The sequence below is a fragment of the Achromobacter sp. 2789STDY5608615 genome (genome assembly GCF_001298995.1).
In the GTDB taxonomy this organism is placed as follows: Bacteria; Pseudomonadota; Gammaproteobacteria; order Burkholderiales; family Burkholderiaceae_B; genus Achromobacter; species Achromobacter insuavis.
This window is the reverse complement of sequence record NZ_CYTY01000004.1, coordinates 16,636-41,612: the sequence shown is the minus strand read 5'-3', so window position 1 is coordinate 41,612 and position 24,977 is coordinate 16,636. Positions and strand designations below refer to the sequence as shown.

Genomic DNA, 24,977 nt, shown 5'->3' with positions numbered 1-24,977 from the left:
TTGATTTCTATAGGATTTGGCCTTTCGGGATCAATGCCACAGCAACGCGTTCATGGCCTCGACCAGCCGGTTGCGATAGCGCGGCAGCAGCGCCCGCACGCGGGCCTGGCGGTCGGTCCATTCGGCCGGTTCGGCGCCGGCGGCGATGCGCGGCGGCGCCCAGATCGGGTCGGGGAAATGGCGGTCGCCGCGCCAGCGCGGAATCACGTGCCAGTGCAGGTGCGGCACCATGTTGCCGAGCGATGCCAGATTGATCTTGTCGGGCGCCAGGATCGATTGCTGCGCTTCCTCGACCACGTACACGGCGCGCATCAGCAGGTCGCGGCCGTGGGTCGACAGGCTGGTCATCTCGGCCAGGTGGGCGTTCCAGATGACGCGGGTGAAGCCGGGGTAGTCGGGGTCGTCGACCTCGATCAGGCGCAGGTGCGGCCCGCGCCACAGCAGCGTGCCGCCGTCGGTCTGGCACAGCGGACAGTCGGGGTCGCGCGCGCTCAAGGCAGCACCTTGCGGTATTGGATGAAGCCGGAACGGTCGGCGATGCGGTCGTACAGCTGCATGGCGGTGGCGTTGGTTTCGTGGGTCAGCCAGTAGACGCGAGCGCAGTTGGCCGCGGCCGCCTGCGCGTAGACGTGCTCGATCAGCTTGCGGCCGGCGCCGGTGCCGCGCGTCTCGGGATCCACATACAGGTCCTGCAGGTAGCAATAGTCGCCCGCCGTCCAGGTCGAGCGGTGGAAGATCCAGTGGACCATGCCGACCGCGCGGCCGCTGTCGTAGGCCAGCGCGGCGTTGACCGGCTCGGCCGGGTCGAGGAAGCGGGCCCAGGTGTTGCGGGTGACGGCGTCGGCGATGTCGACGCGGTAGAAGTCCTGGTAGCCCTTCCAGAGCGGCAGCCAGACATCAAAATCGGCGGCGACGACGGGGCGGATTTCAGCCGAGCTCATGGGGAAGGTCTCCTGCGGGTCAGAGTTGGTTTTCCAGGGCTTCGACGATATGCCGCAGCACCTGAAGGCGAGCGTAGCGCTTGTCGTTGGCCGAGACCAGATGCCACGGCGCATGCTGGACATCGGTGCGCGCCAGCATTTCGTTGGTGGCCGCGGCGTATTCCTTCCACTTGTCGCGGTTGCGCCAGTCGTCGGGCGTGATCTTGAAGTTCTTGAAGGGCGATTTCTCGCGGTCCTTGAAGCGTTCGAGCTGCACGTCGGCGGTGACCGCCAGCCAGAACTTCAGCACCAGCGCGCCGCTGCCGGCCAGTTGCGCCTCGAAGTCGTTGATCTCGGCGTAGGCGCGGCGCCAGTGGGCGGGCGGGGTGATTTTCTCGACGCGCTCGACCAGTACCCGGCCGTACCAGGAGCGGTCGAAGATGGCGATGCGGCCCTGGCGCGGCACGTGGCGCCAGAAGCGCCACAGGTAGGGGCGCGACAGCTCGTAGCTGTTGGGCGCGGCCACCGGGGTGATGTCGAACTGGCGCGCGTCCAGCGCATGCGTGATGCGCCGGATGGCGCCGCCCTTGCCGGCGGCGTCCTGGCCTTCGAACACCAGCACCAGCGAGCGTTCCTGGAATTTCCTGGAGCGGGCGGCGCGCGCCAGCCGGCCCTGCAGCAGGCCCAGTTCGGATTCGTAATCTTCGCGGTCGAGCTTGGCGTCGTAGTCCAGCTGGCCGAGCCGGTCAAGGATGCGGGCGGGGCCGGTATGGGCCACGAACGAGGCCGGGATGCGCGGCACGCGGTTCTGGCGCATGGCGGCCAGCACGGCTTCGGCGGTGCGCGCGGCGCGCATGTTCTCGTCGGCGCTGGGGATCACCACCCAGGGCGCGTGGCCACTGTCGGTGTGGTTGATGACGACCTGGCCGCTGTTGCGGATGCGGTCGTATTTCTTGTGCACCTTGAGGTCGATCGGGCTGACCTGCCAGGAGGTCTCGGGACTGGCCAGCAGGCGCTTGGCCCGCGCCCGCTGGGCGTCCGATGACAGGTGGAACCAGAGCTTGAGGATCTGCACGCCTTCGGCGGCCAGCATGGCCTCGAAGCGGCGGATGGCGACGGACTGCGCCTCGATGCTGTCCTGGTTGGGATGCTTGCGCGCGGCTTCGCGGATCAGCGGCGTGTACCAGGAGCCGAAGACGATGCCGGTGCTGCCCTTGGGCGGCAGGTCTTTCCAGTAGCGCCACATGGGCGGGCGTTCGAGTTCGTCGCCTTCCGGGGGACCATAGGCCAGCGTCTTGATGTGGCGCGGGTCCATCCACTCGTTGAGCAGGTTGACCGTGGCGCCCTTGCCGGCGCCGTCGATGCCGGCCACCACCACCAGCAGGGATTTCTCGGCCTTCTGCAGGCGCTGGTATTGGGCGTTCAGCAGCGCGACGCGCAGCTTGGCCTCCAGCGGTTTGAAGGCTTCCTTGGACAGGACTGGGTCGGCTTCGGCTTCGGCGAACATGAGGGATTCCGTGGGATCGGCGATCTTGTGACCGGCCGATCTTGCGGGATATCCCGGCGGCGCGCAAGTGCGCGGCCGGCGGAACCCTTGTGGACGCCGGCTAGAGGGCGTCGACCGGGATCTTCAGGTAGCGCACGCCGTTGTCTTCCGGCGGCGGGAAGTGGCCGGCGCGGATGTTGACCTGGATGGCCGGCAGGATCAGCGTGGGCATGGACAAGGTGGCGTCGCGCCGCGTGCGCATGGCGACGAAGTCGTCTTCGGTGACGCCGTCGCGCACGTGGATGTTGGCGCGGCGCTGCTCGGCCACGGTGGTCTGCCACGCGGCCTCGCGGCCAGCCGGCGGATAGTCGTGGCACACGTAGAGGCGGGTGTCGTCGGGCAGGCTCAGCAGATGCCGGATGGAGCGGAACAACTGGTGGGCGTCGCCGCCGGGAAAGTCGCAGCGCGCGGTGCCGACGTCGGGCATGAACAGGGTGTCGCCGACGAAGACCGCGTCGCCGATGCGGTAGGCCATGTCGGCGGGGGTGTGGCCGGGCACGTGCATGGCGCTGGCCGTGAGCGCGCCGATCGAGAACGTTTCGCCGTCGGCGAACAGGCGGCCGAACTGCGAGCCGTCGAGCTGGAACTGCGGCTCGAGGTTGAAGATTTTCTTGAACACGCCCTGCACCGTGCGGATGCTCTGGCCGATGGCGATGACGCCGCCCAGCGCGCGCTGCAGGTAGGGGGCGGCCGACAGGTGATCGGCATGCGCGTGGGTCTCGAGCAGCCATTCGGTGCGCAGGCCGTGTTCGCGGACGTAGGCGGCGACCCGGTCGGCGCTGGCGGTGCTGGTGCGGCCGGACTTGGGGTCGTAGTCCAGCACCGAGTCGATGATGGCACAGGCGCCGCCGGGCGCGGGCTCGTGCACCACGTAGGTGACGGTGGCGGTGGCCGGGTCGAAAAAGGCTTGGATCTGCGGGGTCATGGGCGGCGGCCTCGGGCGTGCGGCGGCGGCGCGCACGAAACAATATATGTATTTGAATAATATTGTTGGATAGTTTATCCGTCAATATAATGATCAAGTCCTTTCCGGCCGATTGATCCTCATCAAATGCTGACTGCCCTGAACGAATGCGAAGTCGCCGCGCTGCGCGAATCCGCCTCCCAGGCCTGCGCGCTGCTCAACGCGCTGGCCAACGAAGACCGGCTGCTGCTGCTGTGCCAACTGGTGCAGGGCGAGCGCAACGTCGGTGAACTGGAATCCCTGACCGGCATCCGCCAGCCGACCCTGTCGCAGCAGCTGGGCGTGCTGCGCGACGAGGGCCTGGTGAGCACGCGGCGCCAGGGCAAGTACGTGTACTACCAACTGGCCAGTTTCGAGGTCAACCAGGTCATGAAAACCCTGTCCAGCCTGTATTGCGGCCGCGCGATGGCGGCGCTCGCATCATGATCGACTGGCCCGCTTTCACGCCCGGGAGCGCGGTTGCCGGCGGCGCGCTGATCGGCGCGGCCGCCGTGTTGCTGATGCTGGGGGCGGGCCGCATCGCGGGCATCAGCGGCATCCTGGGCGGCCTGCTGCCGCCGGACCGCCACAGCGGCTGGCGGCTGGCGTTCGTGGTCGGCCTGGGCCTGGCGCCGTGGCTCTATCAGTGGGCCGCGACGCTGCCGCCCATCGTGGTGGAGGCGGGCACGGGCCGGCTGATCGCCGCGGGCCTGCTGGTGGGGATCGGCACGCGCTACGCCTCGGGCTGCACCAGCGGCCATGGCGTCTGCGGCCTGGCGCGCGGTTCGCGCCGCTCGCTGGCGGCGACCGCGTTGTTCATGGCCGCGGGGTTCGTCATGGTCTATCTCGTGCGCCACGTGATCGGAGCCTGACATGGTCATCGCGTTCGCTTTCGTCGCGGGGCTGGTATTCGGCCTGGGCCTGATCGTCTCCGGCATGGCCAACCCCGCCAAGGTGCTGGGCTTTCTGGACCTGGCGGGGCCGTGGGACCCGTCGCTCGCGTTGGTGATGGGCGGCGCGCTGGCGGTGACGGCCGTGGGCTTCGCCTGGTTGCGGCGGCGCCGCGCCAGCCTGTCCGGCGGCCCGCTGCAATGGCCCGCCGCGACGCGCGTCGATCCGCGCCTGGCGCTGGGCAGCCTGACGTTCGGCGCGGGCTGGGGCCTGGCGGCGTTCTGCCCGGGGCCGGCGCTGGTGGCGGCCGCGGCCGGCGTGCGCGAGGCCCTGATCTTCGTGGCCGCGATGGCGGCGGGCATGGCGCTGTTTTCGATCATCCAGCATTTCAATCGCCGGCCCCCGCGGACCGGTTCATAACCGGGAGACAAGCATGCAGACGGCAGCACAGGCGCAGCGCGATTTCGACGTGGTGGTGGTGGGAGGCGGTTCGGCCGGCATCGGCGTGACCGCCAGCCTGCTGCGCCGCCGTCCGGACCTGCGCATCGCGGTCATCGAGCCCAGCGACAAGCACTACTACCAGCCGGCCTGGACGCTGGTGGGCGGGGGCGCGTTCGACATCGCCAAGACGGTGCGGCCGACCCGCTCGGTGATGCCGGGCCGCGCCACCTGGCTGCAGGCCGCGGCGGCAGGTTTCGAGCCCGAGGCCAACCAGGTGCGGCTGGCCGATGGCAGCGCGGTCAGCTACCAGCAATTGATCGTATGCCCGGGCCTGCGCCTGGCCTGGGACAGGGTGGAAGGGCTGTCGGACACGTTGGGCCGCAACGGCGTCAGTTCCAACTACCGATTCGACCTGGCGCCGTACACCTGGGAACTGGTGCGCGGCCTGAAGGGCGGCAAGGCGCTGTTCACGCAGCCGGCGATGCCGATCAAGTGCGCCGGCGCGCCGCAGAAGGCCATGTACCTGGCCTGCGACCACTGGCGCCGCGGCGGCGTGCTGGATCGCATCGAGGTCGAATTCGACCTGGCCGGCGCGGTGCTGTTCGGGGTGCCGACCTTCGTGCCGCCGCTGATGCGCTATGTGGAGAGCTACGGCATCTCGCTGGCCTTCAATTCGGCGCTGGTGGCGGTGGACGGCCCGGCGCGCAAGGCCTGGTTCGACGTCAAGGACGCCGAGGGCGCGGTCACTCGTGTGGAAAAGTCGTTCGACATGCTGCACGCGGTGCCGCCGCAGGTGCCGCACGACTTTCTGCGCCAGAGCGCGCTGGCGGACGCGGCGGGCTGGTGCGAGGTCGATCCGGCCACGCTGCGCCATGTGCGCTACGACAACATCTTCGGGCTGGGCGACGGCATCAGCACCACCAACGCCAAGACCGCGGCGGCGGCGCGCAAGCAGATCGTCACGGTGGCCGAGAACCTGCTGGCGGTGCGCGAAGGGCATGCGCTGCCGGTCACGTATGACGGCTACGGTTCGTGCCCGCTGACGGTCGAACGCGGCCGCATCGTGCTGGCCGAGTTCGGCTATGGCGGCAAGCTGCTGCCGACGTTCCCGCTGGATCCGACGGTGCCGCGCAAGAGCGCCTGGTTCCTCAAGGCGACGATGCTGCCGTGGATCTACTGGAACGGCATGCTCAAGGGCCGCGAATGGCTGGCCCGTCCGCTGGGCAACTGAAGCCGCCGTTGCCGCGTGGAAGGCGCTGTCGCGCCCGGGCTTTGCCGGTCCCGGGCGCGCGCCTTGCTTGTTATTCGTAGGTGCGGATGTCGTCGATGACCTTGCCGTCGTTCGGCAGGGCGCCGGCCTCGGCCCATTCCACGTCGCTGCGCAGCTTGGTCACGTCGCGCACCGATTCGGCGATGCGCGCGCCCAGGTCTTCGCCGCGCACGCGCGACTCCACCCGCAGCACCATCTTGTCCGACCCCGTGGTGCCGCTGATGACCAGCCGCGCCCGCAGGATCTCGGGATGGCGGCGCACCACGTCGGCCACCTGCGAGGGATGCACGAACATGCCGCGCACCTTGGTGGTCTGGTCGGCGCGCCCCATCCAGCCCTTGATGCGGGTGTTGGTGCGGCCGCAGGGCGAGATGCCGGGCATGACCGCCGACAGGTCGCCGGTGCCGAAGCGCACCAGCGGGTAGTCGGGATTGAGCGTGGTGACCACGACTTCGCCGACCTCGCCGTCGGGCACCGGTTCGCCGGTGCCGGGACGCACGATCTCGACGATGATGTCCTCGCCCAACACCAGGCCCTGGCGGGCCGGCGTCTCGAACGCGATCATGCCGAGGTCGGCGCTGCCGTAGGCTTGGTAGCCCTCGATGCCGCGCGCCGCCAGCCAGTCGCGCAGCGACGGCGGGAAGGCTTCGCCGGAGACCAGCGCGCGGCGCAGCGAATCCAGTTTCACGCCGAGCTCGTCGGCCTTTTCCAGGATGATTTTCAGGAAGCTGGGCGTGCCGGTGTAGCCGCTGGGCGCCAGGTCCTGGATCGCGCGCACCTGCTGCTCCGTCTGGCCGGTGCCGCCGGGGAACACGGTGCAGCCGACGGCGTGCGCGGCGGTCTCCATCATCGAGCCGGCCGGCGTGAAGTGATAGGAAAAGCAGTTATAGGCCAGCTCGCCGGCGCGAAAGCCCGCGGCGTACAGCGCGCGGGCAAAGCGCCAGTAGTCGGCGCGCGCGCTTTCGGGTTCATAGATCGGGCCGGGCGAGGCGAACACGCGCATGGCTTCGCCCCAGCCGATGGCCGAGAAGCCGCCGAAGGCCTTCTGCGGGCCGGCCGGTTGCGCGGCCTGCTCGCGGCTGTGCTGCTGGCGCTCCAGCAGCTCGTGCTTGCGCAGCACTGGCAGGTGCGCCAGCGCGGCGCGCGAGGTGACCGTGGCGGGGTCGATGCCGCGCAGCTGCTCGGCAATGGCCGGCGCTCGGGCGATGGCGCGGGCGATGGCGCCGGGCAGGGCCGCCATCAGCTCGCGCTCGCGTTGCTCGGGCGCTCGGGTTTCCAGGACATCGAAAAACTCGGACATGGGATCGCACCCTCTCGTGTGCCGTACTGCGGTGTCGTTGCCGGCGGCGCACCGGACCGCGCCGGCGTCGCCGCTCCAGGGATCAGGCCAGCCAGCGTTTGCGGCGGCGGTAGAACTTGTTGTCGCGGAAACTCTTGCGCTCGCCGCTGGAAATGCCCAGGTAGAACTCTTTCACGTCCTCGTTCTGGGCCAGGTCCTTCGCGGCGCCGTCCATCATCACGCGGCCGTTCTCCAGGATGTAGCCGTAGTCGGCATAGCGCAGCGCGATGTTGGTGTTCTGCTCGGCCAGCAGGAAGCTGACGCGCTCGCGCTGGTTCAGGTCGCGCACGATCTCGAAGATCTCTTCGACGATCTGCGGCGCCAGGCCCATGGACGGCTCGTCCAGCAGGATCATGTTGGGGTTGGCCATCAGCGCGCGGCCGATGGCGGTCATCTGTTGCTCGCCGCCCGAGGTGTAGCCGGCCTGGCTGGCGCGGCGCTGCTTCAGGCGGGGGAAATACTGGTAGACGCGCTCCAGCGCCGCGCTGGTGTCGCCGCGGCCGAGGTCGCGGGTATAGGCGCCCGTCAGCAGGTTCTCTTCGATGGTGAGGTGGGCGAAGCAATGGCGGCCCTCCATCACCTGCACCACGCCGCGCTCGACCAGCTCGGCCGGCGACAGCTTCTCGATGCGCTGGTCGCGGTACTGGATGTGGCCCTTGGTGACGTCGCCGCGCTCGCCCTTGAGCAGGTTCGAGATGGCGCGCAACGTGGTGGTCTTGCCGGCGCCGTTGGCGCCCAGCAGGGCCACGATCCGGCCTTCCGGCACCTGCAGGGAAACGCCCTTGAGCACCAGGATGACGTGGTTGTAGATCACCTCGATGCCGTTCACATCGAGCAGCACCTTGGGGGTGTCGGCGGTAGTAGCGGTAGTCGTTGCTGCGGTCATGGCGGTTCCTGCGGCATGGTGGCGGCCGACGCCCGGGGGCGCCGGCCGCCGGTTCACATCAGTTCTCGCAAGTGCGGGGCGTGATGTTCTTTTCCTTGGCGTACTTCGCCGCGGCTTCCTTCACCATCGGGTCCAGCAGGGTCTTGTCGGCCTGGTACCAGTCCGAGGCGACCTTGAACTTGGCGCCGTCCCACTGCACGATGCGGGCCCAGTCGTCACCCTTGTGGTTGCTGCACGAGGTCTTGACCGGACGCATGATCTGGCCGAAGCCCAGCTGGTTCAGGCGTTCCTGCGTCAGGTTCAGGTTCTCGAAGCCCCAGCGCACCTGTTCGGGCGTGAGCGCCTTGCCCTTGCCGAACTTTTCCTGCGCGGTGCGGATCGCCTCGACCTGCAGCATCGAGATCATCATGCCGCGGGTGTGGGCGATGGTGCCGAGCGTGGTCTTGCCCGTCTTGTCCGAGCCCTGGCCCTTGTCGTAGACGTACTTCTTCAGATCGTCATAGACCTTGTCGTGGTCGGCGCCGCTGTTGTGGATGGTGATGGCGTTGTAGCCCTTGGCGACATCGCCCAGGTCCTTGACGTCGCCTTCCGAGCCGGCCCACCAGATCGCGTACATCTTGTCGCGCGGGTAGCCGCTGGCCTGCGCTTCGCGGATGGCGGTGGGCGTCATGATGCCCGCGCTCCACAGCAGCACATAGGCCGGGCGGGCCTGGCGGATCTGCAGCCAGGTGGACTTCTGTTCCACGCCGGGGGCGGTCACCGGATACAGCAGCAGCTCGAAGCCTTCCTTGGCGGCGCGCTTCTGCAGCAGCGGGATCGGTTCCTTGCCGTAGGGCGAGTCATGGTAGACCAGGGCGATCTTCTTGCCCTTGAGCTTGTCCATGCCGCCTTCTTTCTTGGCGATGTCCTGGATCATCACGTCGGCGGCGGTCCAGTAGGTGCCCAGCAGCGGGAAGTTCCACTCGAACACGCTGCCGTCGACCGATTGCGACAGGCCGTAGCCCATCGTCTCGACCGGCACCTTGTCGACCATGGCCTTGTCGCTGACCGCGAAGGTGATGCCGGTCGATTGCGTGTCGAAGCCCGAGGCGCCGGTGCCCTTGCCCTTCAGGCGCTCGTAGCACTCCACGCCGCGGTCGGTGGCGTAGGCGGTTTCGCATTCCTCGTAGGTGATCTTGACGCCGTTGACGCCGCCGTCGCGTTCGTTGACCAGCTTCAGGTAATCCAGCTTGCCGTCGGCCCAGGGAATGCCCAGCGGCGCGAACGACCCGGTCCGGTACACCAGCAACGGAACGAACTGCTCTTCCGCCGCCATTGCCGGCGTGGCCACGGCGCCCACGGCGCCGGCTGCGGCCACCAAGGCTGCCGCCAACTTCAGGTTAAGACGCTTCATCTCCATTTACCTCCTGCGTGGTGTTTGGGTCATAAACCCTCGGACACCGGGGTTGGCCCGGTCTTGAGCCGGGTATTCAGGATGTGGGCCACGGCGCTCGTGCCGCCGGGGCCCGCAGAAATCAATGCGAAATCAGTGAGGGAAGGGCCAGATGCGGAGCTTCTCCTTGCCGATGCTCCACAACCGCGCCAGCCCGTGCGGCTCGGCGATCAGGAAGAACACGATCAGCGCGCCGAACACCATGTGCTCGACGTGCGCGGCGGTATCCACCGACAGCGACAGGCCCAGCATGTGCGGCACGTTGGTCAGCGCCACCGGCACCAGCACGATGAAGGCCGCGCCGAAGAAGCTGCCGATGATGGAGCCCAGGCCACCGATGATGACCATGAACAGCAGCTGGAATGAACGCGTCAGGTCGAAGGCCAGCGGTTCCCACGAACCCAGGTGGATGTAGCCCCACAGCGCGCCGGCCACGCCGACGATGAACGAGCTGACCGCGAACGCGGTGAGCTTGGCGTACATCGGGCGGATGCCGATGACCGAGGCGGCCACGTCCATGTCGCGGATCGCCATCCATTGGCGGCCGATGGCGCCGCGCACCAGGTTCTTGGCCAGCAGGCTGAAGACCACCACCAGGATCAGCACGAACAGGTACTTTTCCAGCGCGCTCTGCACCGGCAGGCCGAAGGCGGTCAGCGGCGGCACCGAGACGTTGCCCGACGACGAGTAATTGGTGAAGAACGGGATGCGCAGGAACGCCCAGTCGACGAAGAACTGCGCCGCCAGCGTGGCCACGGCCAGGTACAGGCCGCGGATGCGCAGGCTGGGAATGCCGAAGATAACGCCGACGATGGTGGCGAAGCAGCCGCCCAGCAGGATCTGGACGATCAGCGGCATGCCGGGAAAGCGCACGCCGAAGTTCCAGGCGGCATACGCGCCCACCGCCATGAAGGCGCCCGTGCCCAGCGAGATCTGGCCGCAATAGCCCACCAGGATGTTCAGGCCGACGGCGGCCAGCGACAGGATCAGGAACGGGATCAGGATGGCGCGCAGCAGGTAGTCGCTGGACAGCGCCGGGATGGCGATGAACGCCACCGCCAGCAGCAGCCAGATGAAGACGCGGTCCTGGCGGATCGGGAAGATCTGCTGGTCGGCGCGATAGCTGGTCTTGAATTGGCCGTTTTCGCGATAGAACATGTTTTTATCCTAGAAGGCCGTGGTCAGACGCGGTCGATGATCTTCTCGCCGAACAGCCCTTGCGGACGGAACAGCAGGAACACCAGCGCCAGCACATAGGCGAACCAGATTTCGATGCCGCCGCCCACCAGCGACCCCAGGTAGACCTCGGACAGCTTTTCGCCCACGCCGATGATCAGGCCGCCGAGAATGGCGCCCGGCACCGAGGTCAGGCCGCCCAGGATCACCACCGGCAGCGCCCGTAGCGCCGCGGTCGAGAGCGTGAACTGCACGCCGAACTTGGAGCCCCAGATGATGCCGGCCACCAGCGCCACCAGGCCGGCGACGCTCCAGACGATGACCCAGATGCGGTTCAGCGGAATGCCGATGGACTGCGCCGCCTGGTGGTCATCCGCCACGGCGCGCAGCGCACGGCCGGTGGAGGTGAACTGGAAGAACAGCGCCAGCGCGGCCACCAGCAATGCGGCGATGACCGCGGCGGTCAGGTCTTCGAGGTTGATGAGCAGGCCGCCTTCGAACACCGAGTCCAGGATCATCAACGGATCCTTCGGCATGCCGACGTTGATGGAATAGACCGAGCTGCCGAACGAGATCTGGCCCAGGCCATCGAGGAAATAGCTGATGCCCAGCGTGGCCATGAGCAGGGTGGTGGCCTCCTGGTTGACCAGGTGGCGCAGCACGAAGCGCTCGATCGCCACGGCCAGCAGGAACATGATGATGGCGCTGACGATGAAAGCCAGCACGTTGGCCAGGATCATGTTTTCGAAGCCGAACCAGCGCGGTATCCACTCCGAGAAGCGCGCCATCGACAGCGCCGCCACCAGCACCATGGCGCCCTGCGCGAAGTTGAACACGCCCGACGCCTTGAAGATCAGCACGAAGCCCAGGCCGATCAGGGCGTACAGCATGCCGCTCATCAGGCCGCCGAATAAGGTTTCCAGAAAAAATCCCATGTCTCGTCCGCCTTAGTGCGACACGCCCAGATAGGCTCTGATTACGTCTTCGTTGGCGCGCACCTCATCGGGCTTGCCGTCGCCGATCTTCTTGCCGTAGTCCAGCACCACCACGCGGTCGGAGATGTCCATGACCACGCCCATGTCGTGCTCGATCAGCACGATGGTGGTGCCGAATTCGTCGTTCACGTCGAGGATGAAGCGGCTCATATCCTGCTTCTCTTCGATGTTCATGCCGGCCATCGGCTCGTCCAGCAGCAGCAGGCGCGGCTCCATGGCGAGCGCGCGGCCCAGGTCGACGCGCTTTTGCAGGCCGTAGGGCAGACGCCCCACGGGCGTCTTGCGATACGCCTGGATCTCGAGGAAGTCGATGATGTTCTCGACGAACTGGCGGTGCTCGATCTCTTCGCGTTCGGCGGCGCCCAGGCGGAAGGCCTGCGCCAGCAGCCCGCACTTCATGCGCAGGTTGCGGCCCGTCATGATGTTGTCCAGCACGCTCATGCCCTTGAACAGGGCGAGGTTCTGGAAGGTGCGGGCGATGCCCATTTCGGCGGCGCGGCGCGGATTCATGCGCGAGAAGCGCTCGCCGCGAAAGGCGATGCCGCCCTGCTGCGGGGTGTAGACGCCGTTGATGACGTTCAGCATCGAGCTCTTGCCCGCGCCGTTGGGGCCGATGATGGCGCGGATCTCGTGCTCGCGCACATTGAAGGAAATGTCCGTCAGCGCCTTGACGCCGCCGAAGGACAGCGAGATGTTCTGCATGTCCAGCATCACGTCGCCGATGCGCTGGTCGCGGTCGTTGTTGCTCATGGTCTCTACGCGGCTCGGGCGGTGATGGCGGGGAACGTCTTGACCGGGCGGATCTTCAGGTCGGCGGCGATCTTGCCGGTGCGGCCGTCCTCGAACTTCACTTCGGTTTCGATGTACTGGGACTGCTTGCCTTCGAACAGGGCGTCGATCAGCACGCCGTACTTCTGCGCGATGAAGGCGCGCCGCACCTTGCGGGTGCGCGTCAGTTCGTCGTCATCGGGATCCAGTTCCTTGTGCAGGATCAGGAAGCGGCCGATCTGCGAGGCCGACAGCTTGGGATCGGTGGCCAGGTCGGCATTGACCTGCTCGACGCAGTCGGCGATGAGCTGGTAGACCTCGTCCTTGCCCGCCAGGTCGGTATAGCCGGCGTAGGGCAGGCCGCGGCGCTCGGCCCAGTTGCCCACGGCTTCCAGGTCGATGTTGATGAAGGCGCACACGTCCTGGCGGCCGGCGCCGAACGCCACCGCTTCCTTGATGTGCGGGAAGAACTTGAGCTTGTTCTCAAGGTACTTGGGCGCGAACAGGCTGCCGTCGGCCAGCTTGCCGACGTCCTTGGCGCGGTCGATGATCTTGAGCTGGCCGTCGGTGTCCAGGTAGCCCGCGTCGCCCGTGTGGAACCAGCCGTCGGCGCTGCGCGCTTCCTGGGTGGCGTCGGGGTTGCGGTAATACTCCTTGAACAGGCCCGGGCTCTTGACCAGGATCTCGCCGTTGTCGGCCACGCGGATCTCCACGCCGGGCACGGGCGGGCCGACCGTGTCGTCGCGCACCTGGCCGTCCGGCTGCACGCAGACGAACACCGAGGTCTCGGTCGAGCCGTAGAGCTGCTTGAGGTTGATGCCGATGGAGCGGTAGAACACGAACAGGTCGGGGCCGATGGCCTCGCCGGCGGTGTAGGCCACGCGCACGCGGCTCATGCCCAGCGCATTGCGCAGCGGACCGTAGATCAGCACATTGCCCAGCGCGTAGCGCAGGCGGTCCCAGGCGTTGACCGATTCGCCGCCCAGGATGCGGGTGCCGACGCGGCGCGCCAGCTTCATGCAGGCATGGAACAGCTTGCGCTTGATATAGCCGGCGTCTTCCATGCGGATCATCACATGGGTCAACAGGCCTTCCAGCACGCGCGGCGGCGCGAAGTAGTAGGTGGGGCCGATGTCGCGCATGTCGATCGACACGGTATCGGGCGACTCCGGATGGTTCACGGTGAAGCCCGTGACCAGCAGCTGCGTGTACGAGAACATGTTCTGCCCGATCCAGGCCGGCGGCAGGTAGGCCAGCACGTCCTCGCGGTCGGTCAGGTTCTCCATCTCGGACACGGCGCGGGCGCGATCGATCAGCGCATGGTGCGTCAGCACCACGCCCTTGGGCTTGCCGGTGGTGCCCGAGGTATAGAACATCGCGGCCGCGTCATGCGGCTGCACCGCGGCCACGGCGCGGGCAAAGAAGTCGGGATGCTGCGCGGCGTAGTCGCGGCCGATTTCCTCGAGCTGGTCATACGACAGCAGCATCGCATCGGTGTAGTGGCGCAGGCCGCGCGGGTCGTCGTAGACCACGTGCTTGAGCGCGGGGCATTGCTCGCGCACTTCCAGCATCTTGTCGACCTGTTCCTGGTCCTCGACCACGGCGACGCTGATTTCGGCGTCCTGCAGCACGTAGACCATTTCCTGGGCCACGGCGTCCTGGTAGAGCGGAACGGGAATGGCGCCGAGCGATTGCGCGGCCATCATGGCCATGTACAGGCGCGGCCGGTTTTCGCCGATCACGGCCACGTGCATGCCGGGCTGGATGCCCAATGACGCGAGCCCGTGGGCGACCTGGCGCACGTGCTCCGCCACATCGGACCAGGTAAGGGTCTGCCAGATACCCAGGTCTTTCTCACGTATCGCGGGCCGCGACCCGCGTACGTCGGCATGCGCGAACAGCAGCGCCGGAAAAGTATCCAGCGCCGCCGGCATCTGTGCGGATGCGGGCGATGAATGTGCCACGTTGTCTCCTCCGGTTTGGGCACAGCGGACCCGCAGCCACGAGACGTGGCGCACGAGCGGTTGCGCTTGACCAGTTGGTTTTAGATTTACGGCAGGAGTTAAGGTATAAGGTTGGGTTGCTACCAACTGTCACCATCGCGACATTCAAGGAACTTTTAGGGTATTCCCGATGCAGCTATCCGACTCCCTGCAACTTGCCGCGGCCTGGTTTCGCGTGCTCGACGGCGAGCAGCAAGCGCGCGTCGAGCGAGACCTGTCCGTGCAGCAGGCCGCCGCCGGGTCGATCATAGAGCGCAAAGGCGAACTCGCCCAGGCGTGGATCGGCGTCCTGGCCGGCCTGGTGAAGGTGTCGGTGGGCAATGCCGAGGGCAAGGTCGCGTCGCTGACGGGCGTGCCCGCCGGCGGCTGGATCGGCGAGGGCTCGCTGCTCAAGCGCGAAGTCCGCAAGTACGACATCGTGGCGCTGCGCGATTCCGTCGTCGCGCGCCTGCCAGCCGCCACCTTCGACTGGCTGCTGGACACCAGCATCCCCTTCAACCGCTACCTGCTGCACCAGCTGAACGAGCGTGTCGCGCAATTCATCGGCAAGGCCGAATACGACCGCCTGCTCGACCCCGACGCCCGCGTGGCGCGCTGCCTGGCCGAACTCTTCAACCCGCTGCTGTATCCCGGTATGGGCATGCGCCTGACCATCACCCAGGAAGAAGTCGGCTACCTGGCCCGCGTCTCGCGCCAACGGGCCAACCAGGCGCTGCGCAAGCTGGAAGAGGCGGGCCTGTTGAACGTCGAATACGGCGCCGTGCGGGTGCTGGACCTGGACGGCCTGAAACAATACGGCTCGGACCGCAGCGCAGTGGAAGGCGAGCACGTCGCCTAGGCGGCAGGGCCGTGGCGCCTGCCGCCCACGCGGCGGTCAGATTCCCTGGCCGCCCGACACCTCGATCCGCTGCGCATTGACCCACCGGTTATCGTCCGACAGCAGACTGGCGATCATCGGCCCCACATCGTCCGCCACGCCAACCCGGCCCAGCGCAGTCATCTCTGCGAAATGGCGGTTGAACGCAGGCGTGTCGCGCACGGCGCCGCCAAAGAAGTCGGTTTCGATGGCGCCCGGCGCCACCACATTCACCGCAATCTTGCGGCTACCCAGTTCCTTGGCCAGGTAGACCGTCAACACTTCGACGGCCCCCTTGACCGCCGCATAGGCCGCCCAGCCCTCGGCCGACACGCGGGTCAGTCCGCTGGACAGGTTCACGATACGGCCGCCGTCGGCTAGCAGCGGCAGCAACGCCTGCGTCAGGAAGAACACGCCCTTGAAGTGCACGTCGACCAGCTTGTCGAACGCGTCCTCGCGCATGTCGGCGATGGGCGCCACGTCGCCGTGCCCGGCGTTATTGACCAGGTGGTCGAACTGCTCGCGCTGCCAGGTCTGCTGCAGCGCCGCACGCAGGCGCGCCGCGAAGTCCACGAAGGTGGCCGTCGCGCCCGCATCCAGCTGCAAGGCCACCGCCCGGCGGCCCAGCGCCACAATCTCGGCGACCACCGCGCGCGCCTCGGCCTCGCGCTGCTGGTAGGTGATGATGACGTCGCCGCCTTTGCGGGCGATGTTCAAGGCCGTGTTGCGGCCCAGGCCGCGGCTGGCGCCGGTAACGAGGGAAATCGTGGTCATGCGGGGCTCCTTGGAAGCGAATGACAGGGTGAGGGCATTCTGCCGCCGGGGCCGTTGCAAGCCTTTGCCCGAATCGCGGCGTTGTTTGCCTATTTCCCCAATGCCGCTGCCACTGCGCCGACGGCGCACCCGATTGCCGCTACGATGGCCGGGTGCCACGGATTTCCGCCCGAATCGCATGAACGACGCCTTGCTCGATAGCGTGCGCCGCTACGTCCACGCCCATGCCGGCCCCTTGGGCGTGGCGCTGACGCCCGTGCCCGGCCTGACCACCATCCGGGCCACATCCCCCAGCGGCCTGGACTACGCCATGTCGCGCCCGTTGGCGTGCCTGGTGCTGCAAGGAAGCAAACACGTCATGACGGGGACGGATGCCGTCGCCTTTTCCGCGGGCGACTCCCTGCTGATCACCGCCGACGTTCCCACCATCAGCCAGATCACCCACGCCAGCCCCGACCAGCCCTACCTGTCCCTCGTGCTGGACCTGGACCTGCCGCTGCTCGCCGAACTGGCATTGGCCATGGCGCCCGTGCCCGCCGCCCCGGGGCTGCGCGTGCGGGTGGAGCCCACCGACACCGAAGTGGCCGACGCCGCGCTGCGCCTCATGCGCCTGCTCGAACGCCCGGCCGCCTTGCCGGTACTGCACCGCCAGCTTGTGCGCGAAATGCACTACTGGCTGCTGGCCGGCCGCCACGGCCCCGCCTTGCGCCATCTGGCCCGCCCGCAGGCCCATGCCCAGCGTGTCGCCCGCGCCGTCACCTTGCTGCGCACCGCCTTCGCCCAACCCTTGCCGATCGAACGCCTCGCCGAGGCCGCCGGCATGAGCCCGTCCTCGTTCTATCAGCACTTTCGCGCGGCCACCTCGCTGTCGCCCCTGCAATTCCAGAAACAACTGCGCTTGATCGAAGCCCGCCGCCTGATGACCGCCGAAGGCCTGTCGGCCAGCAGCGCCGCCTTTGCCGTGGGCTATGAAAGCGTGCAGCAGTTCACCCGCGAATACCGCCGCATGTTTGGCCTGCCCCCCGGCCGCGACGCCGAAGCCGCCAAGCTGTCCGCCTGAAGCCGGCCCGCCCCAAGCCCTGAACAGCAAAAGCCAAAAAAAGCTTGACGATAAATAGTGCGCTATTTAATATTGCGCAATGAAATCCAGATCCCAGCCGAAAGGCGCCTTCAACCCGCTGCTGCTAGGCAGCCAATTGTGTTTCGCCCTGTACTCGACCTCGCTGGCGATGAACAAGGTGTACCGCAAGCTGCTGCGTGGCCTGGATCTGACCTACCCGCAATACCTGGTCATGCTGGTGCTGTGGGAACGCGACGAAATCACGGTCACCGACATCGGCGAACGCCTGTTCCTGGACTCGGCCACCCTGACGCCCCTGCTCAAGCGGCTGGAGGCGGCGGGCCTGGTCACCCGGACCCGCGCGCAGGATGACGAACGCCAGGTCATCGTCACCCTGACCCGGCAAGGCCGCGACCTGCGCAACCAGGCCGAAGCCGTGCCTCACGCCATCGCCGCCGCGGCCCAGTGCTCGCTGGAAGAGGCGCAGGGCACCATGAAGTCGTTGCACGAATTGCGGGAAAAGTTGGTCAACAGTCTTTGATTCGCAGTCTTTGAGGCGGATGATGGCAACTGCTGTCATCCCCGGTTAAAGATAGTGCGCTATGAAATAGCACGCTATTTGATTAGTAAGGGCCGTAGCGGGAAGGGTCCCGCCAGCCTGGCAGTCCCACCTTCATCCAAAAGGAACGCACCATGTCCATCGAAAAAGTCCTGTACCGCGCCCACGCCCACGTCACCGGCGGCCGTGAAGGCACCGGCGTCTCCGACGACGGCAACCTGAACGTCAAGCTGACCACCCCGAAGGAACTGGGCGGCGCCGGCGCGGCTGGCACCAACCCCGAGCAACTGTTCGCCGTCGGCTACTCCGCCTGCTTCATGGGCGCCATGAAGTTCGTCGCCGGCCGCGACAAGATCGCCATGCCCGCCAACGCCACCATCGACGGCTCGGTCGGCATCGGCCCCATCCCCACCGGTTTCGGCATCGAAGCCGAACTGAAGATCTCGCTGCCCGGCATGGACCGCGCCGAAGCCGAAAAGCTCGTCGCCGCCGCCCACATCGTCTGCCCCTACTCGAACGCCACCCGCGGCAACATCGACGTCACCCTGACCATCACCGTCTAAGCAAAGCGCGCGTTCCGCGCGCAAAAAAACAAAGGCAGGATTGCGCCCAGTGCAATCCTGCCTTTATTTCATCCGCATCACTCCAAGAGTAGGCGACCCACCACCCCGCTCTCCATCGGCGCGCAGCGTCATCCGCCAACGCACAAACACCCTGTAAGCCCAAAAAGGCCGCCCGCGCGGCCGCCTTTGGGCGGGCCCCGCAATATCCTTGGCGTCAAGCCAGCGCGTTAACTGAACGCCAAGCACACAACCCGCCCCAGCAACGCAGGCACCAATGTAATCGCGAGCACGGCGGGGCGGCGGCCGGTGGCGGGCGGGGCGTGTAGATGCGCCCGAGGGAATCCGTAGGGAGCCGAAGGCGTACGAGGATGACAACGGGGCAGTCCGGAGCGAACGCTCCGGACCGCAATCGTAGCCCCGCCCGCCACCGGCCGCCGCCCCGCCGTGCGTCTCAAGAACTCACCCCCGCCAGCAAAAAAACTCAGTGCGACCCCCCAAGATAAGCCGCCACCACAGCCGGATCATGCTTCAACTTCTCCGCACTTCCATGCACAGAAATTCGCCCGTTCTCCAACACATACCCATAATCCGCGACATTCAACGCCGCCGCCGCAAACTGCTCGACCAGCAACATCGTCACCCCTTCGTCCTTGAGCCGCGCAATGATCCGGAAAACCTCCTCCACCAGAATCGGCGCCAACCCCATCGACGGCTCATCCAGCAGCACCAGCTCCGGATTCAGCATCACTGCCCGCGCCATCGCCAGCATCTGCTGCTCGCCGCCCGACAGCGTCCCGGCCAGCTGATCGCGCCGCTCCTTCAGGCGAGGAAACAGATCCATCGCCCGCCCCAGATCCGCCTGCACGTCGCCCTTGGGCCGGCTCCCCGTCAGGCGCGGAAACGCGCCCAGCAGCAGGTTGTCGGTCACCGACAGCGTCGGAAACACCCGCCGTCCTTCCGGCGAATGCGCCAACCCCAGCCGCGCGATCCGATGCGACTCCAATCCGTCGATGCGCTTGCCCCCCAGCGTGACCTCGCCCGCCGTCGGTCGGATCATCCCCGACAGCGCCCGCATCGTCGTCGTCTTGCCGGCTCCGTTCGAGCCGATCAACGTCACCACCTTGGCCTTCGGGACCTCCATGCTGATGCCGTGCAGCACCTTCACCTTCCCGTAGCCCGCTTCCAGATTCTTGATCGATAGCATGTTGTCGTCCTTGGCGTCAGGCGGGCGCGCCGCCCAGATACGCCTCGATAACCTTGGCGTTGCTCTGCACTTCGTTGGGCAGCCCCTCGGCGATCTTCTGGCCGAAGTCCAGCACCGACACGGTGTCGCACACTCCCATCACCACATCCATGTGGTGCTCGATCAGGATCAGCGTGATGCCGTGGTCGCGCACCTTGCGGATGATGGCCAGCAGCTCGACGATGTCGGGCGCCGTCAGGCCGGCCGCCGGTTCGTCCAGCAACAGCAGCTGCGGATCCAGCGCCAGCGCGCGGGCGATCTCCAGCAGGCGCTGCTTGCCGTAGGGCAGGTTGCGCGCCTCCTCGTTCGCCATGCCTTCCAGGCCGACGAACTCCAGCAGCGCCAGCGCGCGGGCGCGGGCGCCTTGTTCCTCGCCCTTCCACTTCGGCGTGCGCAGCGCGATGCCCGCCAGGCCGGTGGTGAAGGTGTGGTGCAGGCCCACCAGCACGTTCTCCAGCGCCGTCATCTCGCCGAACAGCTGCACGTTCTGGAACGTGCGGGCGATGCCCGAGGCGGCGATGTCGGCCGGCGCCAGGCCCACCAGCGACTTGCCCGAGAATTCCACCGAGCCGGCCGTCGGCACGTAGATGCCGGTCAGCACGTTCATCATGGTGCTCTTGCCCGAGCCGTTCGGCCCGATCAGCCCGTGGATGGTGCCGCGCTTGACGGTCAGGTCGACCTGGTTCAGCGCCTTCAGGCCGCCGAACTGCATCAGCACCTGTTTGGCCGTCAGCAGGGTTTCGCCCTGGCCTTGGGCGCTTTCAGGCACGACCGCCTCCTGCTCCTTGACCAGGTCCTTCTTGACCGACAGCGCCGCGCGGCGGGTCGAGAAGAACAGGTTGCGCACGAAGCCGACGATGCCGTCGGGCAGGTAGTACACGACGAACAGGATCATGGCGCCGAAGATCGTCAGGCGCCAGTCGGTCACCGCGTCCAGCCAGTACGAGAAGATCGCCAGCAGGATGGTGCCGACCACCGGCACCGCCACCCGGCGGGCCTCGGTGCGGCCCTTGGAGATGGCGATGGCGCTGCCCACCGTCACCAGGATCGCCACGCCCAGCGCGATCAGGCGGAAGGTGCCGATGTCGTCCAGCATCTTGGGCAGCAGCACGATGATCGACGCGCCCAGCAGCGCGCCGGTGCGGCTCTTGCGTCCGCCCATGATGATGGCCAGCAGGAACAGGATGGTCAGTTCGAAGTTGTAGGTGTTGGGCGAGATGTACTGCTCGGAATACGAGTACAGCGCGCCCGCCAGGCCGGCGAAGCCGGCGCTGATGACGAAGGCGAATACCTTGTGCCGGTAGACCGACACGCCCATGCAGTCCGACGCGATCGGGCTGTCGCGCAGGGCCTCGAACGAGCGGCCCAGGTGCGACTTGAGGATACGGTGCACCACGATCAGCGACAGCACCAGCAACGCCGCCACCAGCCAGAAGTATTCGCTCTTGGTCAGGATGTGCCCGCCGATCGACGGCTTGGGGATCTTGATGCCGAGCGGGCCTTCGGTCATGAAGGTCATCTCGTTGATCAGGATCTGGATGATGGTGCCGAACGCCAGCGTCACCATCGCCAGGTACGGCCCGGTGACCCGCAGCGCCGGCAACGCCAGCACCGCGCCGAATGCCGCCGCGATCAGGATGGCCGCCGGCAGCGTTACCCAGATCGGCATCTGCAGATGGAAGAACAGCACGCCGGCCGCGTAGGAGCCGATGCCGAACAGGCCGGCGTGGCCCAGCGACACCTGGCCGGTATAGCCCACCACGATATCGAGCCCGAACAGCAGGATCGAATAGATCATGATGGTTTCGATCAGGTGCAGGTAATACGTGTTGGTCACGCCCAGCGGCACGGCGGCCAGGCAGGCCACGGCCACGATGGATAGCAGAAGGTGCAGGGGTTTCATCGCTTACACCTTCTTGATCGCGGTCTTGCCGAACAGGCCGGCGGGCTTGAAGGTCAGTACGAGCAGCAGCAGGACCAGTCCCGGCACGTCTTTGTACCCCGTCGAAAGATAGAAGCCGGTCGTGGTTTCGGCGATCCCCAGGATCAGCCCGCCCACCACCACGCCCATGCCGCTGGACAGGCCGCCGATGATGGCGACCGCGAAGGCCTTCAGGCCCAGCACCGCGCCCATGGTGGCGCCGGTCAGCGTCAGCGGCGCCACCAGCACGCCCGCGAAGGCGGCGGTCAGCGACGACAGGGCATACGAAAACGTGATCACCATGCCGGTGTTGATGCCCATCAGGCCGGCGGCGTCGCGGTCATTGGACGTGGCGACGAAGGCCTTGCCGTAGATGGACTTGCGGTTGAACACTTCCACCAGCAGCATCATGGCCAGCGCGCCGAACACCACCAGCAGTTCCATCGGCAGCACGTTGGCGCCCAGCACCTCGATCGGCGCCTCGGGCAGCGGCGAGGGAAAGCGCAGGTCGTCGCGGCCCCAGATGTTCTCGGCCACGTTCTTGAAGATGATGCCCAGCGCGATGGTGGCCATGATCCAGCCGAATTCCGACCGGGTCTTGATGGCCGGCCGCACGCCGACCCGCTCGACCAGCACGCCTTGCGCGAAGCCGAAGATGCAGACGATGGGGATCATGACCCAGTAGTTCACGCCCAGTCCGACCAGCGTGAGCCCGACCAGCGCGCCCAGCATCAGGGCTTCGCCCTGGCCGAAGTTCAGGGTGCCGGATGTGGCGAAGGTGAGCTGGTACCCGAACGCGATGACGGCATAGATCATGCCTAGCGCGATACCGCTATAGATAAGCTGTAGAAGAATCATGGTATGTGTCGTGAGGCGCTGTGTTCCGTCCCAACCCCCTTGGGCAGAACGCTGTTGTCAGGCGACTGCATGCCGGCGTCCCCGCGCGCGGGAACGCCGGCGGCGGCGGCCGGGCAGCCGCCGCCGCATTGCTGCGGACGAACTTAGTTGGCCTTGACCACGCGGCCGCCCTTGACCTCGCCGATGACCACTTCCTTCGCGCTGATGGCGTCGTGGTTGTCGTGGGTGAAGGGCTTGTTGTAGGTCATCACCACGCCTTCGACGGGCGTCTGCAGGTTCTCGAGCGCTTCACGGATCTTCGGGCCGTCCGTGGAGTTGGCCTGCTTGATGGTCGCGGCCAGCAGGAAGATCGAGTCATAGCCCTGGGCCGCCGACACCGGCGAGTCGATGCGGTTGTTCTTGGGCTTGAACTTGGCCAGGTAGGCGTCGATGAAGGCCTTGCGCTTGGGCGTGTCCGGGTCCTGGATGAAGGTCTGCGGCATGCGCGCGCCTTCGCCGTTGGCGCCGGAGTTGTCGATGTAGTTGGCCATCGACAGCGTCCAGCTGCCGATGATCGGCACCTTCCAGCCCAGCTTGGCCATGCCGTTGGCGATCTGCGCCAGTTCGGGGCCGATGCCGTAGGTCAGCACGGCTTCGGCGCCCGCGGCCTTGGCCTTGAGCAGCTGGGCCGTCATGTCGACGTCCTTGATGTTGAATTTCTCGACGGCCACCGGCTTGATGCCCTTGGCGTCCAGGGCCTTTTCCAGGTCCTCGCGGCCGAGCTGGCCGTAGTTGGTGGAGTCGGCCAGGATCGCGACCTTCTTGAAGCCGCGGCGGGTCACGGCCTCTTCGACGATCATCGGCGCCTGGATGCTGTCGTGCGCCGCGTTGCGGAACACGTAGTTGTCCGGGTATTCCGGCGCCTTGAACTGGTGCGTGATGACGCTGCCGGTGGCGACGTTGTTGAACACCGGGATCTTGGCGTCCTGGTAGAAGCGCTGCGAGGCCAGCGCCACGCCGGTGTTGATGTAGCCGACCGTGGCCGTGACCTGTTCCTTGTTGATCAGCTCCTGGGCGATCTGCACGCCGCGCTCGTTCTTGGCTTCGTCGTCACGCTCCACCGCGACCAGTTGCCGGCCGAGCACGCCGCCGCCCTTGTTGATTTCCTCGATGGCCAGGCGCACGCCGTCGCGCATGCTGACGCCCATGGAGGACGAGCCCCCGGTGTAGGGACCGGCCACGCCGATCTTGATGGGGTCGGCGGCGTAGCCCGCGGCCGATACGGCAAAAGCAAGGGTTCCTGCAAGCAGCTTCAAACGAAAATCCATGGATGTCTCCGTTGTAATTAGTAGAACTGCGTGGAAAACCGTGTGCCGGCGCCAGGCGGCGAGGAAAGAGGTTGGTGGCGCGCTCCTGTGTTGCGTGTTGTGACTGTCTGCTTAATCGCTTACGCGAATCTGACCGCGCGGGGTTTTTCCGCGTAAATACCTAGTACGGGCGCACGAGTTGCGTGCCGGGCGCGGCCATGTTCGGCGCATCCTAGCCAGCGATGCGCCATGGTGCGCGGAATTTCCTTCCGCCCGGGGCTGGAAATTTATTCCGGCTTGGCCGGCAGGCCGCGTGGCCATTGGGATGCGCGTTCGCAGACCTCGGCCAGCCATAGGGAAAACGCTTGGGCCGCGCCGCCGGGCGGGCGCGAGATTTCGGTGCACAGGTGGTACTGCGATTCACCCGGGGTCTCGATGTCGAGCACGCGCAGCAATTTGCCCTCGTCGAGCCATTCGGCGGCGAGCGTGCGGCGGGTCAGGGCGATGCCCTGGCCGGCGCGGGCCGCCGCCAGCATCATGCCCAGGTCGACCAGCCAGACGCCGCGGGCGGGCTCGGGCCAGTCCAGTCCCGCCGCGCCCAGCCACGGGCGCCAGGGCTCCATCGGGCAGCGCAGCAGCGCGGCGCGCGCCAGGTCCTGGGGGCGTTCGAACGGGCCATGGGCGTCGCGATAGGCCGGCGAGCACACGGCGAACACGGGGTCGCTGGTCAGGGGGCGGGCATGCAGGCCGGGGTACTTGCCGCTGCCGAAACGGATCCAGACATCGGCGTTGGGTGGCATGATGTCCAGGTAGGGAATGGACAGCATGATCTCCAGCTCGACGTCCGGATGGGCGGCGGTGAAGCCGGGCAGGGCGGGGATCAGCACCTGGCGGGCGAAGGTGGGCGTGGACACGACCCGCAGGGGTTCCAGCTTGGGTTCGCCGCGCTTGTGCAGCGAGGCGTCCGACAGCAGGTCGAGCGCCGTGCGCACCTGTTCCAGGTATTCGCGCCCGGCGGCGCTCAGGGTGGCGCCGCGGCTGCTGCGGATGAACAGGGTGACATCCAGTTGTGCCTCCAGCGCGGCGATGCGCTTGCCGATGGCGCTGGCGGTAACGAACAGTTCTTCGCTGGCGCGCTCGAACGAGCCGAGCCGGGCGGCCGCCTCGAAGGCCTGGATGGCGGCCAGCGGCGGCAGGCGCACGTCTTTGGAGGGAGAGGGTCCGCGCATGATCGTCTGGCGGGCCGG

General features: G+C 67.0%; 25 protein-coding genes. 8 read left to right on the top strand and 17 right to left on the bottom strand.

The features are described from left to right. Positions 1-30: 30 nt before the first annotated feature. The 4 genes from AOZ49_RS04515 to AOZ49_RS04500 form a co-directional block, all read right to left on the bottom strand. Positions 31-495, bottom strand: coding sequence for an HIT family protein (locus AOZ49_RS04515; protein ID WP_054474481.1), 465 nt, complete (start codon positions 493-495; stop codon positions 31-33). After that, positions 492-941, bottom strand: coding sequence for a GNAT family N-acetyltransferase (locus AOZ49_RS04510; protein ID WP_054430727.1), 450 nt, complete (start codon positions 939-941; stop codon positions 492-494). Before AOZ49_RS04510 ends, AOZ49_RS04515 begins: the two co-directional genes overlap by 4 nt. Positions 942-960: 19 nt before the next feature. Continuing rightward, on the bottom strand, positions 961-2,427 hold the full coding sequence (gene pap, locus AOZ49_RS04505) for a polyphosphate:AMP phosphotransferase (RefSeq protein WP_054474480.1): 1,467 nt from the start codon (positions 2,425-2,427) through the stop codon (positions 961-963). A 100-nt stretch (positions 2,428-2,527) separates the two neighbouring features. Beyond that, positions 2,528-3,391 carry an MBL fold metallo-hydrolase gene (locus AOZ49_RS04500; protein ID WP_054474479.1) on the bottom strand — a complete coding sequence of 288 codons (864 nt, stop codon included), beginning with the start codon at positions 3,389-3,391 and terminating at the stop codon, positions 2,528-2,530. Between the two features lie 126 nt (positions 3,392-3,517). Here AOZ49_RS04500 and AOZ49_RS04495 point away from each other — a divergent pair, with 126 nt between their 5' ends. The 4 genes from AOZ49_RS04495 to AOZ49_RS04480 are packed head-to-tail and all read left to right on the top strand — an operon-like array spanning position 3,518 to position 5,972. Next, complete coding sequence (locus AOZ49_RS04495) at positions 3,518-3,856, top strand: ArsR/SmtB family transcription factor (RefSeq protein ID WP_054474478.1); 339 nt, start codon at positions 3,518-3,520, stop codon at positions 3,854-3,856. Next, positions 3,850-4,281 (top strand): YeeE/YedE family protein, encoded by a 432-nt coding sequence (locus tag AOZ49_RS04490; RefSeq protein WP_054431092.1) that lies wholly within the window; start codon positions 3,850-3,852, stop codon positions 4,279-4,281. The genes AOZ49_RS04495 and AOZ49_RS04490 overlap by 7 nt, the downstream gene beginning before the upstream one ends. Position 4,282: 1 nt before the next feature. Then, positions 4,283-4,720, top strand: coding sequence for a YeeE/YedE family protein (locus AOZ49_RS04485; RefSeq protein WP_054474477.1), 438 nt, complete (start codon positions 4,283-4,285; stop codon positions 4,718-4,720). Between the two features lie 13 nt (positions 4,721-4,733). Then, positions 4,734-5,972 (top strand): NAD(P)/FAD-dependent oxidoreductase, encoded by a 1,239-nt coding sequence (locus tag AOZ49_RS04480; RefSeq protein WP_054430723.1) that lies wholly within the window; start codon positions 4,734-4,736, stop codon positions 5,970-5,972. 70 nt (positions 5,973-6,042) lie between these two features. On the opposite strand, the gene AOZ49_RS04475 is transcribed toward AOZ49_RS04480, so the two are convergent. From AOZ49_RS04475 to AOZ49_RS04445, 7 genes are all read right to left on the bottom strand, one after another. After that, the gene (locus AOZ49_RS04475; protein ID WP_054474476.1) at positions 6,043-7,311 is read right to left on the bottom strand and encodes a phenylacetate--CoA ligase family protein; all 1,269 of its coding nucleotides are present in this window, start codon (positions 7,309-7,311) and stop codon (positions 6,043-6,045) included. 82 nt (positions 7,312-7,393) lie between these two features. Continuing rightward, on the bottom strand, positions 7,394-8,236 hold the full coding sequence (locus tag AOZ49_RS04470; protein WP_054474475.1) for an ABC transporter ATP-binding protein: 843 nt from the start codon (positions 8,234-8,236) through the stop codon (positions 7,394-7,396). A 58-nt stretch (positions 8,237-8,294) separates the two neighbouring features. Further along, positions 8,295-9,635 carry an ABC transporter substrate-binding protein gene (locus tag AOZ49_RS04465; protein ID WP_082380318.1) on the bottom strand — a complete coding sequence of 447 codons (1,341 nt, stop codon included), beginning with the start codon at positions 9,633-9,635 and terminating at the stop codon, positions 8,295-8,297. Between the two features lie 126 nt (positions 9,636-9,761). Then, positions 9,762-10,826 carry a branched-chain amino acid ABC transporter permease gene (locus AOZ49_RS04460; RefSeq protein WP_006389832.1) on the bottom strand — a complete coding sequence of 355 codons (1,065 nt, stop codon included), beginning with the start codon at positions 10,824-10,826 and terminating at the stop codon, positions 9,762-9,764. 23 nt (positions 10,827-10,849) lie between these two features. Beyond that, entirely contained in the window at positions 10,850-11,779 is a 930-nt protein-coding gene (locus AOZ49_RS04455) for a branched-chain amino acid ABC transporter permease (RefSeq protein ID WP_054431090.1), read from the bottom strand. A 12-nt stretch (positions 11,780-11,791) separates the two neighbouring features. Continuing rightward, on the bottom strand, positions 11,792-12,589 hold the full coding sequence (locus tag AOZ49_RS04450) for an ABC transporter ATP-binding protein (protein ID WP_054474474.1): 798 nt from the start codon (positions 12,587-12,589) through the stop codon (positions 11,792-11,794). A 5-nt stretch (positions 12,590-12,594) separates the two neighbouring features. After that, positions 12,595-14,571 carry an AMP-dependent synthetase/ligase gene (locus tag AOZ49_RS04445; protein WP_054474473.1) on the bottom strand — a complete coding sequence of 659 codons (1,977 nt, stop codon included), beginning with the start codon at positions 14,569-14,571 and terminating at the stop codon, positions 12,595-12,597. Positions 14,572-14,740: 169 nt separating this feature from the next. Between AOZ49_RS04445 and AOZ49_RS04440 the strand changes: the two genes are divergently transcribed. Then, entirely contained in the window at positions 14,741-15,448 is a 708-nt protein-coding gene (locus tag AOZ49_RS04440) for a Crp/Fnr family transcriptional regulator (protein WP_054430718.1), read from the top strand. 36 nt (positions 15,449-15,484) lie between these two features. On the opposite strand, the gene AOZ49_RS04435 is transcribed toward AOZ49_RS04440, so the two are convergent. Then, a complete protein-coding gene (locus tag AOZ49_RS04435; protein WP_054430717.1) occupies positions 15,485-16,240 on the bottom strand; it encodes an SDR family NAD(P)-dependent oxidoreductase in 756 nt (251 codons plus the stop codon). Positions 16,241-16,418: 178 nt separating this feature from the next. Here AOZ49_RS04435 and AOZ49_RS04430 point away from each other — a divergent pair, with 178 nt between their 5' ends. The 3 genes from AOZ49_RS04430 to AOZ49_RS04420 all read left to right on the top strand — a co-directional run bounded on the left by AOZ49_RS04430 (position 16,419) and on the right by AOZ49_RS04420 (position 18,422). Then, positions 16,419-17,300: an AraC family transcriptional regulator gene (locus AOZ49_RS04430; RefSeq protein ID WP_054430716.1), complete on the top strand. Its 882-nt coding sequence runs from the start codon at positions 16,419-16,421 to the stop codon at positions 17,298-17,300. A 79-nt stretch (positions 17,301-17,379) separates the two neighbouring features. Next, positions 17,380-17,841, top strand: coding sequence for a MarR family winged helix-turn-helix transcriptional regulator (locus AOZ49_RS04425; RefSeq protein WP_054474472.1), 462 nt, complete (start codon positions 17,380-17,382; stop codon positions 17,839-17,841). Positions 17,842-17,993: 152 nt separating this feature from the next. Further along, positions 17,994-18,422, top strand: a complete 429-nt coding sequence (locus AOZ49_RS04420; RefSeq protein WP_054430714.1) for an organic hydroperoxide resistance protein — start codon at positions 17,994-17,996, stop codon at positions 18,420-18,422. 481 nt (positions 18,423-18,903) lie between these two features. On the opposite strand, the gene AOZ49_RS04415 is transcribed toward AOZ49_RS04420, so the two are convergent. From AOZ49_RS04415 to AOZ49_RS04395, 5 genes are all read right to left on the bottom strand, one after another. Next, positions 18,904-19,626, bottom strand: a complete 723-nt coding sequence (locus AOZ49_RS04415; protein ID WP_054430713.1) for an ABC transporter ATP-binding protein — start codon at positions 19,624-19,626, stop codon at positions 18,904-18,906. Between the two features lie 16 nt (positions 19,627-19,642). Then, positions 19,643-21,568: a branched-chain amino acid ABC transporter ATP-binding protein/permease gene (locus AOZ49_RS04410; protein ID WP_054474471.1), complete on the bottom strand. Its 1,926-nt coding sequence runs from the start codon at positions 21,566-21,568 to the stop codon at positions 19,643-19,645. A 3-nt stretch (positions 21,569-21,571) separates the two neighbouring features. Next, positions 21,572-22,444, bottom strand: a complete 873-nt coding sequence (locus tag AOZ49_RS04405; protein WP_054430711.1) for a branched-chain amino acid ABC transporter permease — start codon at positions 22,442-22,444, stop codon at positions 21,572-21,574. 143 nt (positions 22,445-22,587) lie between these two features. Next, the gene (locus tag AOZ49_RS04400; RefSeq protein ID WP_054474470.1) at positions 22,588-23,751 is read right to left on the bottom strand and encodes an ABC transporter substrate-binding protein; all 1,164 of its coding nucleotides are present in this window, start codon (positions 23,749-23,751) and stop codon (positions 22,588-22,590) included. A gap of 266 nt (positions 23,752-24,017) precedes the next feature. Next, positions 24,018-24,959, bottom strand: a complete 942-nt coding sequence (locus AOZ49_RS04395; protein WP_054430709.1) for a LysR substrate-binding domain-containing protein — start codon at positions 24,957-24,959, stop codon at positions 24,018-24,020. Between the last annotated feature and the right edge of the window lie 18 nt (positions 24,960-24,977).

Coding starts and splice junctions, on each gene's coding strand:
- AOZ49_RS04495 (WP_054474478.1), top strand. CDS start 3,518: ATGCTGACTGCCCTGAACGAATGCGAAGTCGCCGCGCTGCGCGAATCC.
- AOZ49_RS04400 (WP_054474470.1), bottom strand. CDS start 23,751: ATGGATTTTCGTTTGAAGCTGCTTGCAGGAACCCTTGCTTTTGCCGTA.
- AOZ49_RS04470 (WP_054474475.1), bottom strand. CDS start 8,236: ATGACCGCAGCAACGACTACCGCTACTACCGCCGACACCCCCAAGGTG.
- AOZ49_RS04435 (WP_054430717.1), bottom strand. CDS start 16,240: ATGACCACGATTTCCCTCGTTACCGGCGCCAGCCGCGGCCTGGGCCGC.
- pap (WP_054474480.1), bottom strand. CDS start 2,427: ATGTTCGCCGAAGCCGAAGCCGACCCAGTCCTGTCCAAGGAAGCCTTC.
- AOZ49_RS04405 (WP_054430711.1), bottom strand. CDS start 22,444: ATGATTCTTCTACAGCTTATCTATAGCGGTATCGCGCTAGGCATGATC.
- AOZ49_RS04465 (WP_082380318.1), bottom strand. CDS start 9,635: ATGGAGATGAAGCGTCTTAACCTGAAGTTGGCGGCAGCCTTGGTGGCC.
- AOZ49_RS04500 (WP_054474479.1), bottom strand. CDS start 3,391: ATGACCCCGCAGATCCAAGCCTTTTTCGACCCGGCCACCGCCACCGTC.
- AOZ49_RS04475 (WP_054474476.1), bottom strand. CDS start 7,311: ATGTCCGAGTTTTTCGATGTCCTGGAAACCCGAGCGCCCGAGCAACGC.
- AOZ49_RS04460 (WP_006389832.1), bottom strand. CDS start 10,826: ATGTTCTATCGCGAAAACGGCCAATTCAAGACCAGCTATCGCGCCGAC.
- AOZ49_RS04485 (WP_054474477.1), top strand. CDS start 4,283: ATGGTCATCGCGTTCGCTTTCGTCGCGGGGCTGGTATTCGGCCTGGGC.
- AOZ49_RS04440 (WP_054430718.1), top strand. CDS start 14,741: ATGCAGCTATCCGACTCCCTGCAACTTGCCGCGGCCTGGTTTCGCGTG.
- AOZ49_RS04510 (WP_054430727.1), bottom strand. CDS start 941: ATGAGCTCGGCTGAAATCCGCCCCGTCGTCGCCGCCGATTTTGATGTC.
- AOZ49_RS04395 (WP_054430709.1), bottom strand. CDS start 24,959: ATGCGCGGACCCTCTCCCTCCAAAGACGTGCGCCTGCCGCCGCTGGCC.
- AOZ49_RS04425 (WP_054474472.1), top strand. CDS start 17,380: ATGAAATCCAGATCCCAGCCGAAAGGCGCCTTCAACCCGCTGCTGCTA.
- AOZ49_RS04455 (WP_054431090.1), bottom strand. CDS start 11,779: ATGGGATTTTTTCTGGAAACCTTATTCGGCGGCCTGATGAGCGGCATG.
- AOZ49_RS04480 (WP_054430723.1), top strand. CDS start 4,734: ATGCAGACGGCAGCACAGGCGCAGCGCGATTTCGACGTGGTGGTGGTG.
- AOZ49_RS04430 (WP_054430716.1), top strand. CDS start 16,419: ATGAACGACGCCTTGCTCGATAGCGTGCGCCGCTACGTCCACGCCCAT.
- AOZ49_RS04450 (WP_054474474.1), bottom strand. CDS start 12,589: ATGAGCAACAACGACCGCGACCAGCGCATCGGCGACGTGATGCTGGAC.
- AOZ49_RS04420 (WP_054430714.1), top strand. CDS start 17,994: ATGTCCATCGAAAAAGTCCTGTACCGCGCCCACGCCCACGTCACCGGC.
- AOZ49_RS04410 (WP_054474471.1), bottom strand. CDS start 21,568: ATGAAACCCCTGCACCTTCTGCTATCCATCGTGGCCGTGGCCTGCCTG.
- AOZ49_RS04415 (WP_054430713.1), bottom strand. CDS start 19,626: ATGCTATCGATCAAGAATCTGGAAGCGGGCTACGGGAAGGTGAAGGTG.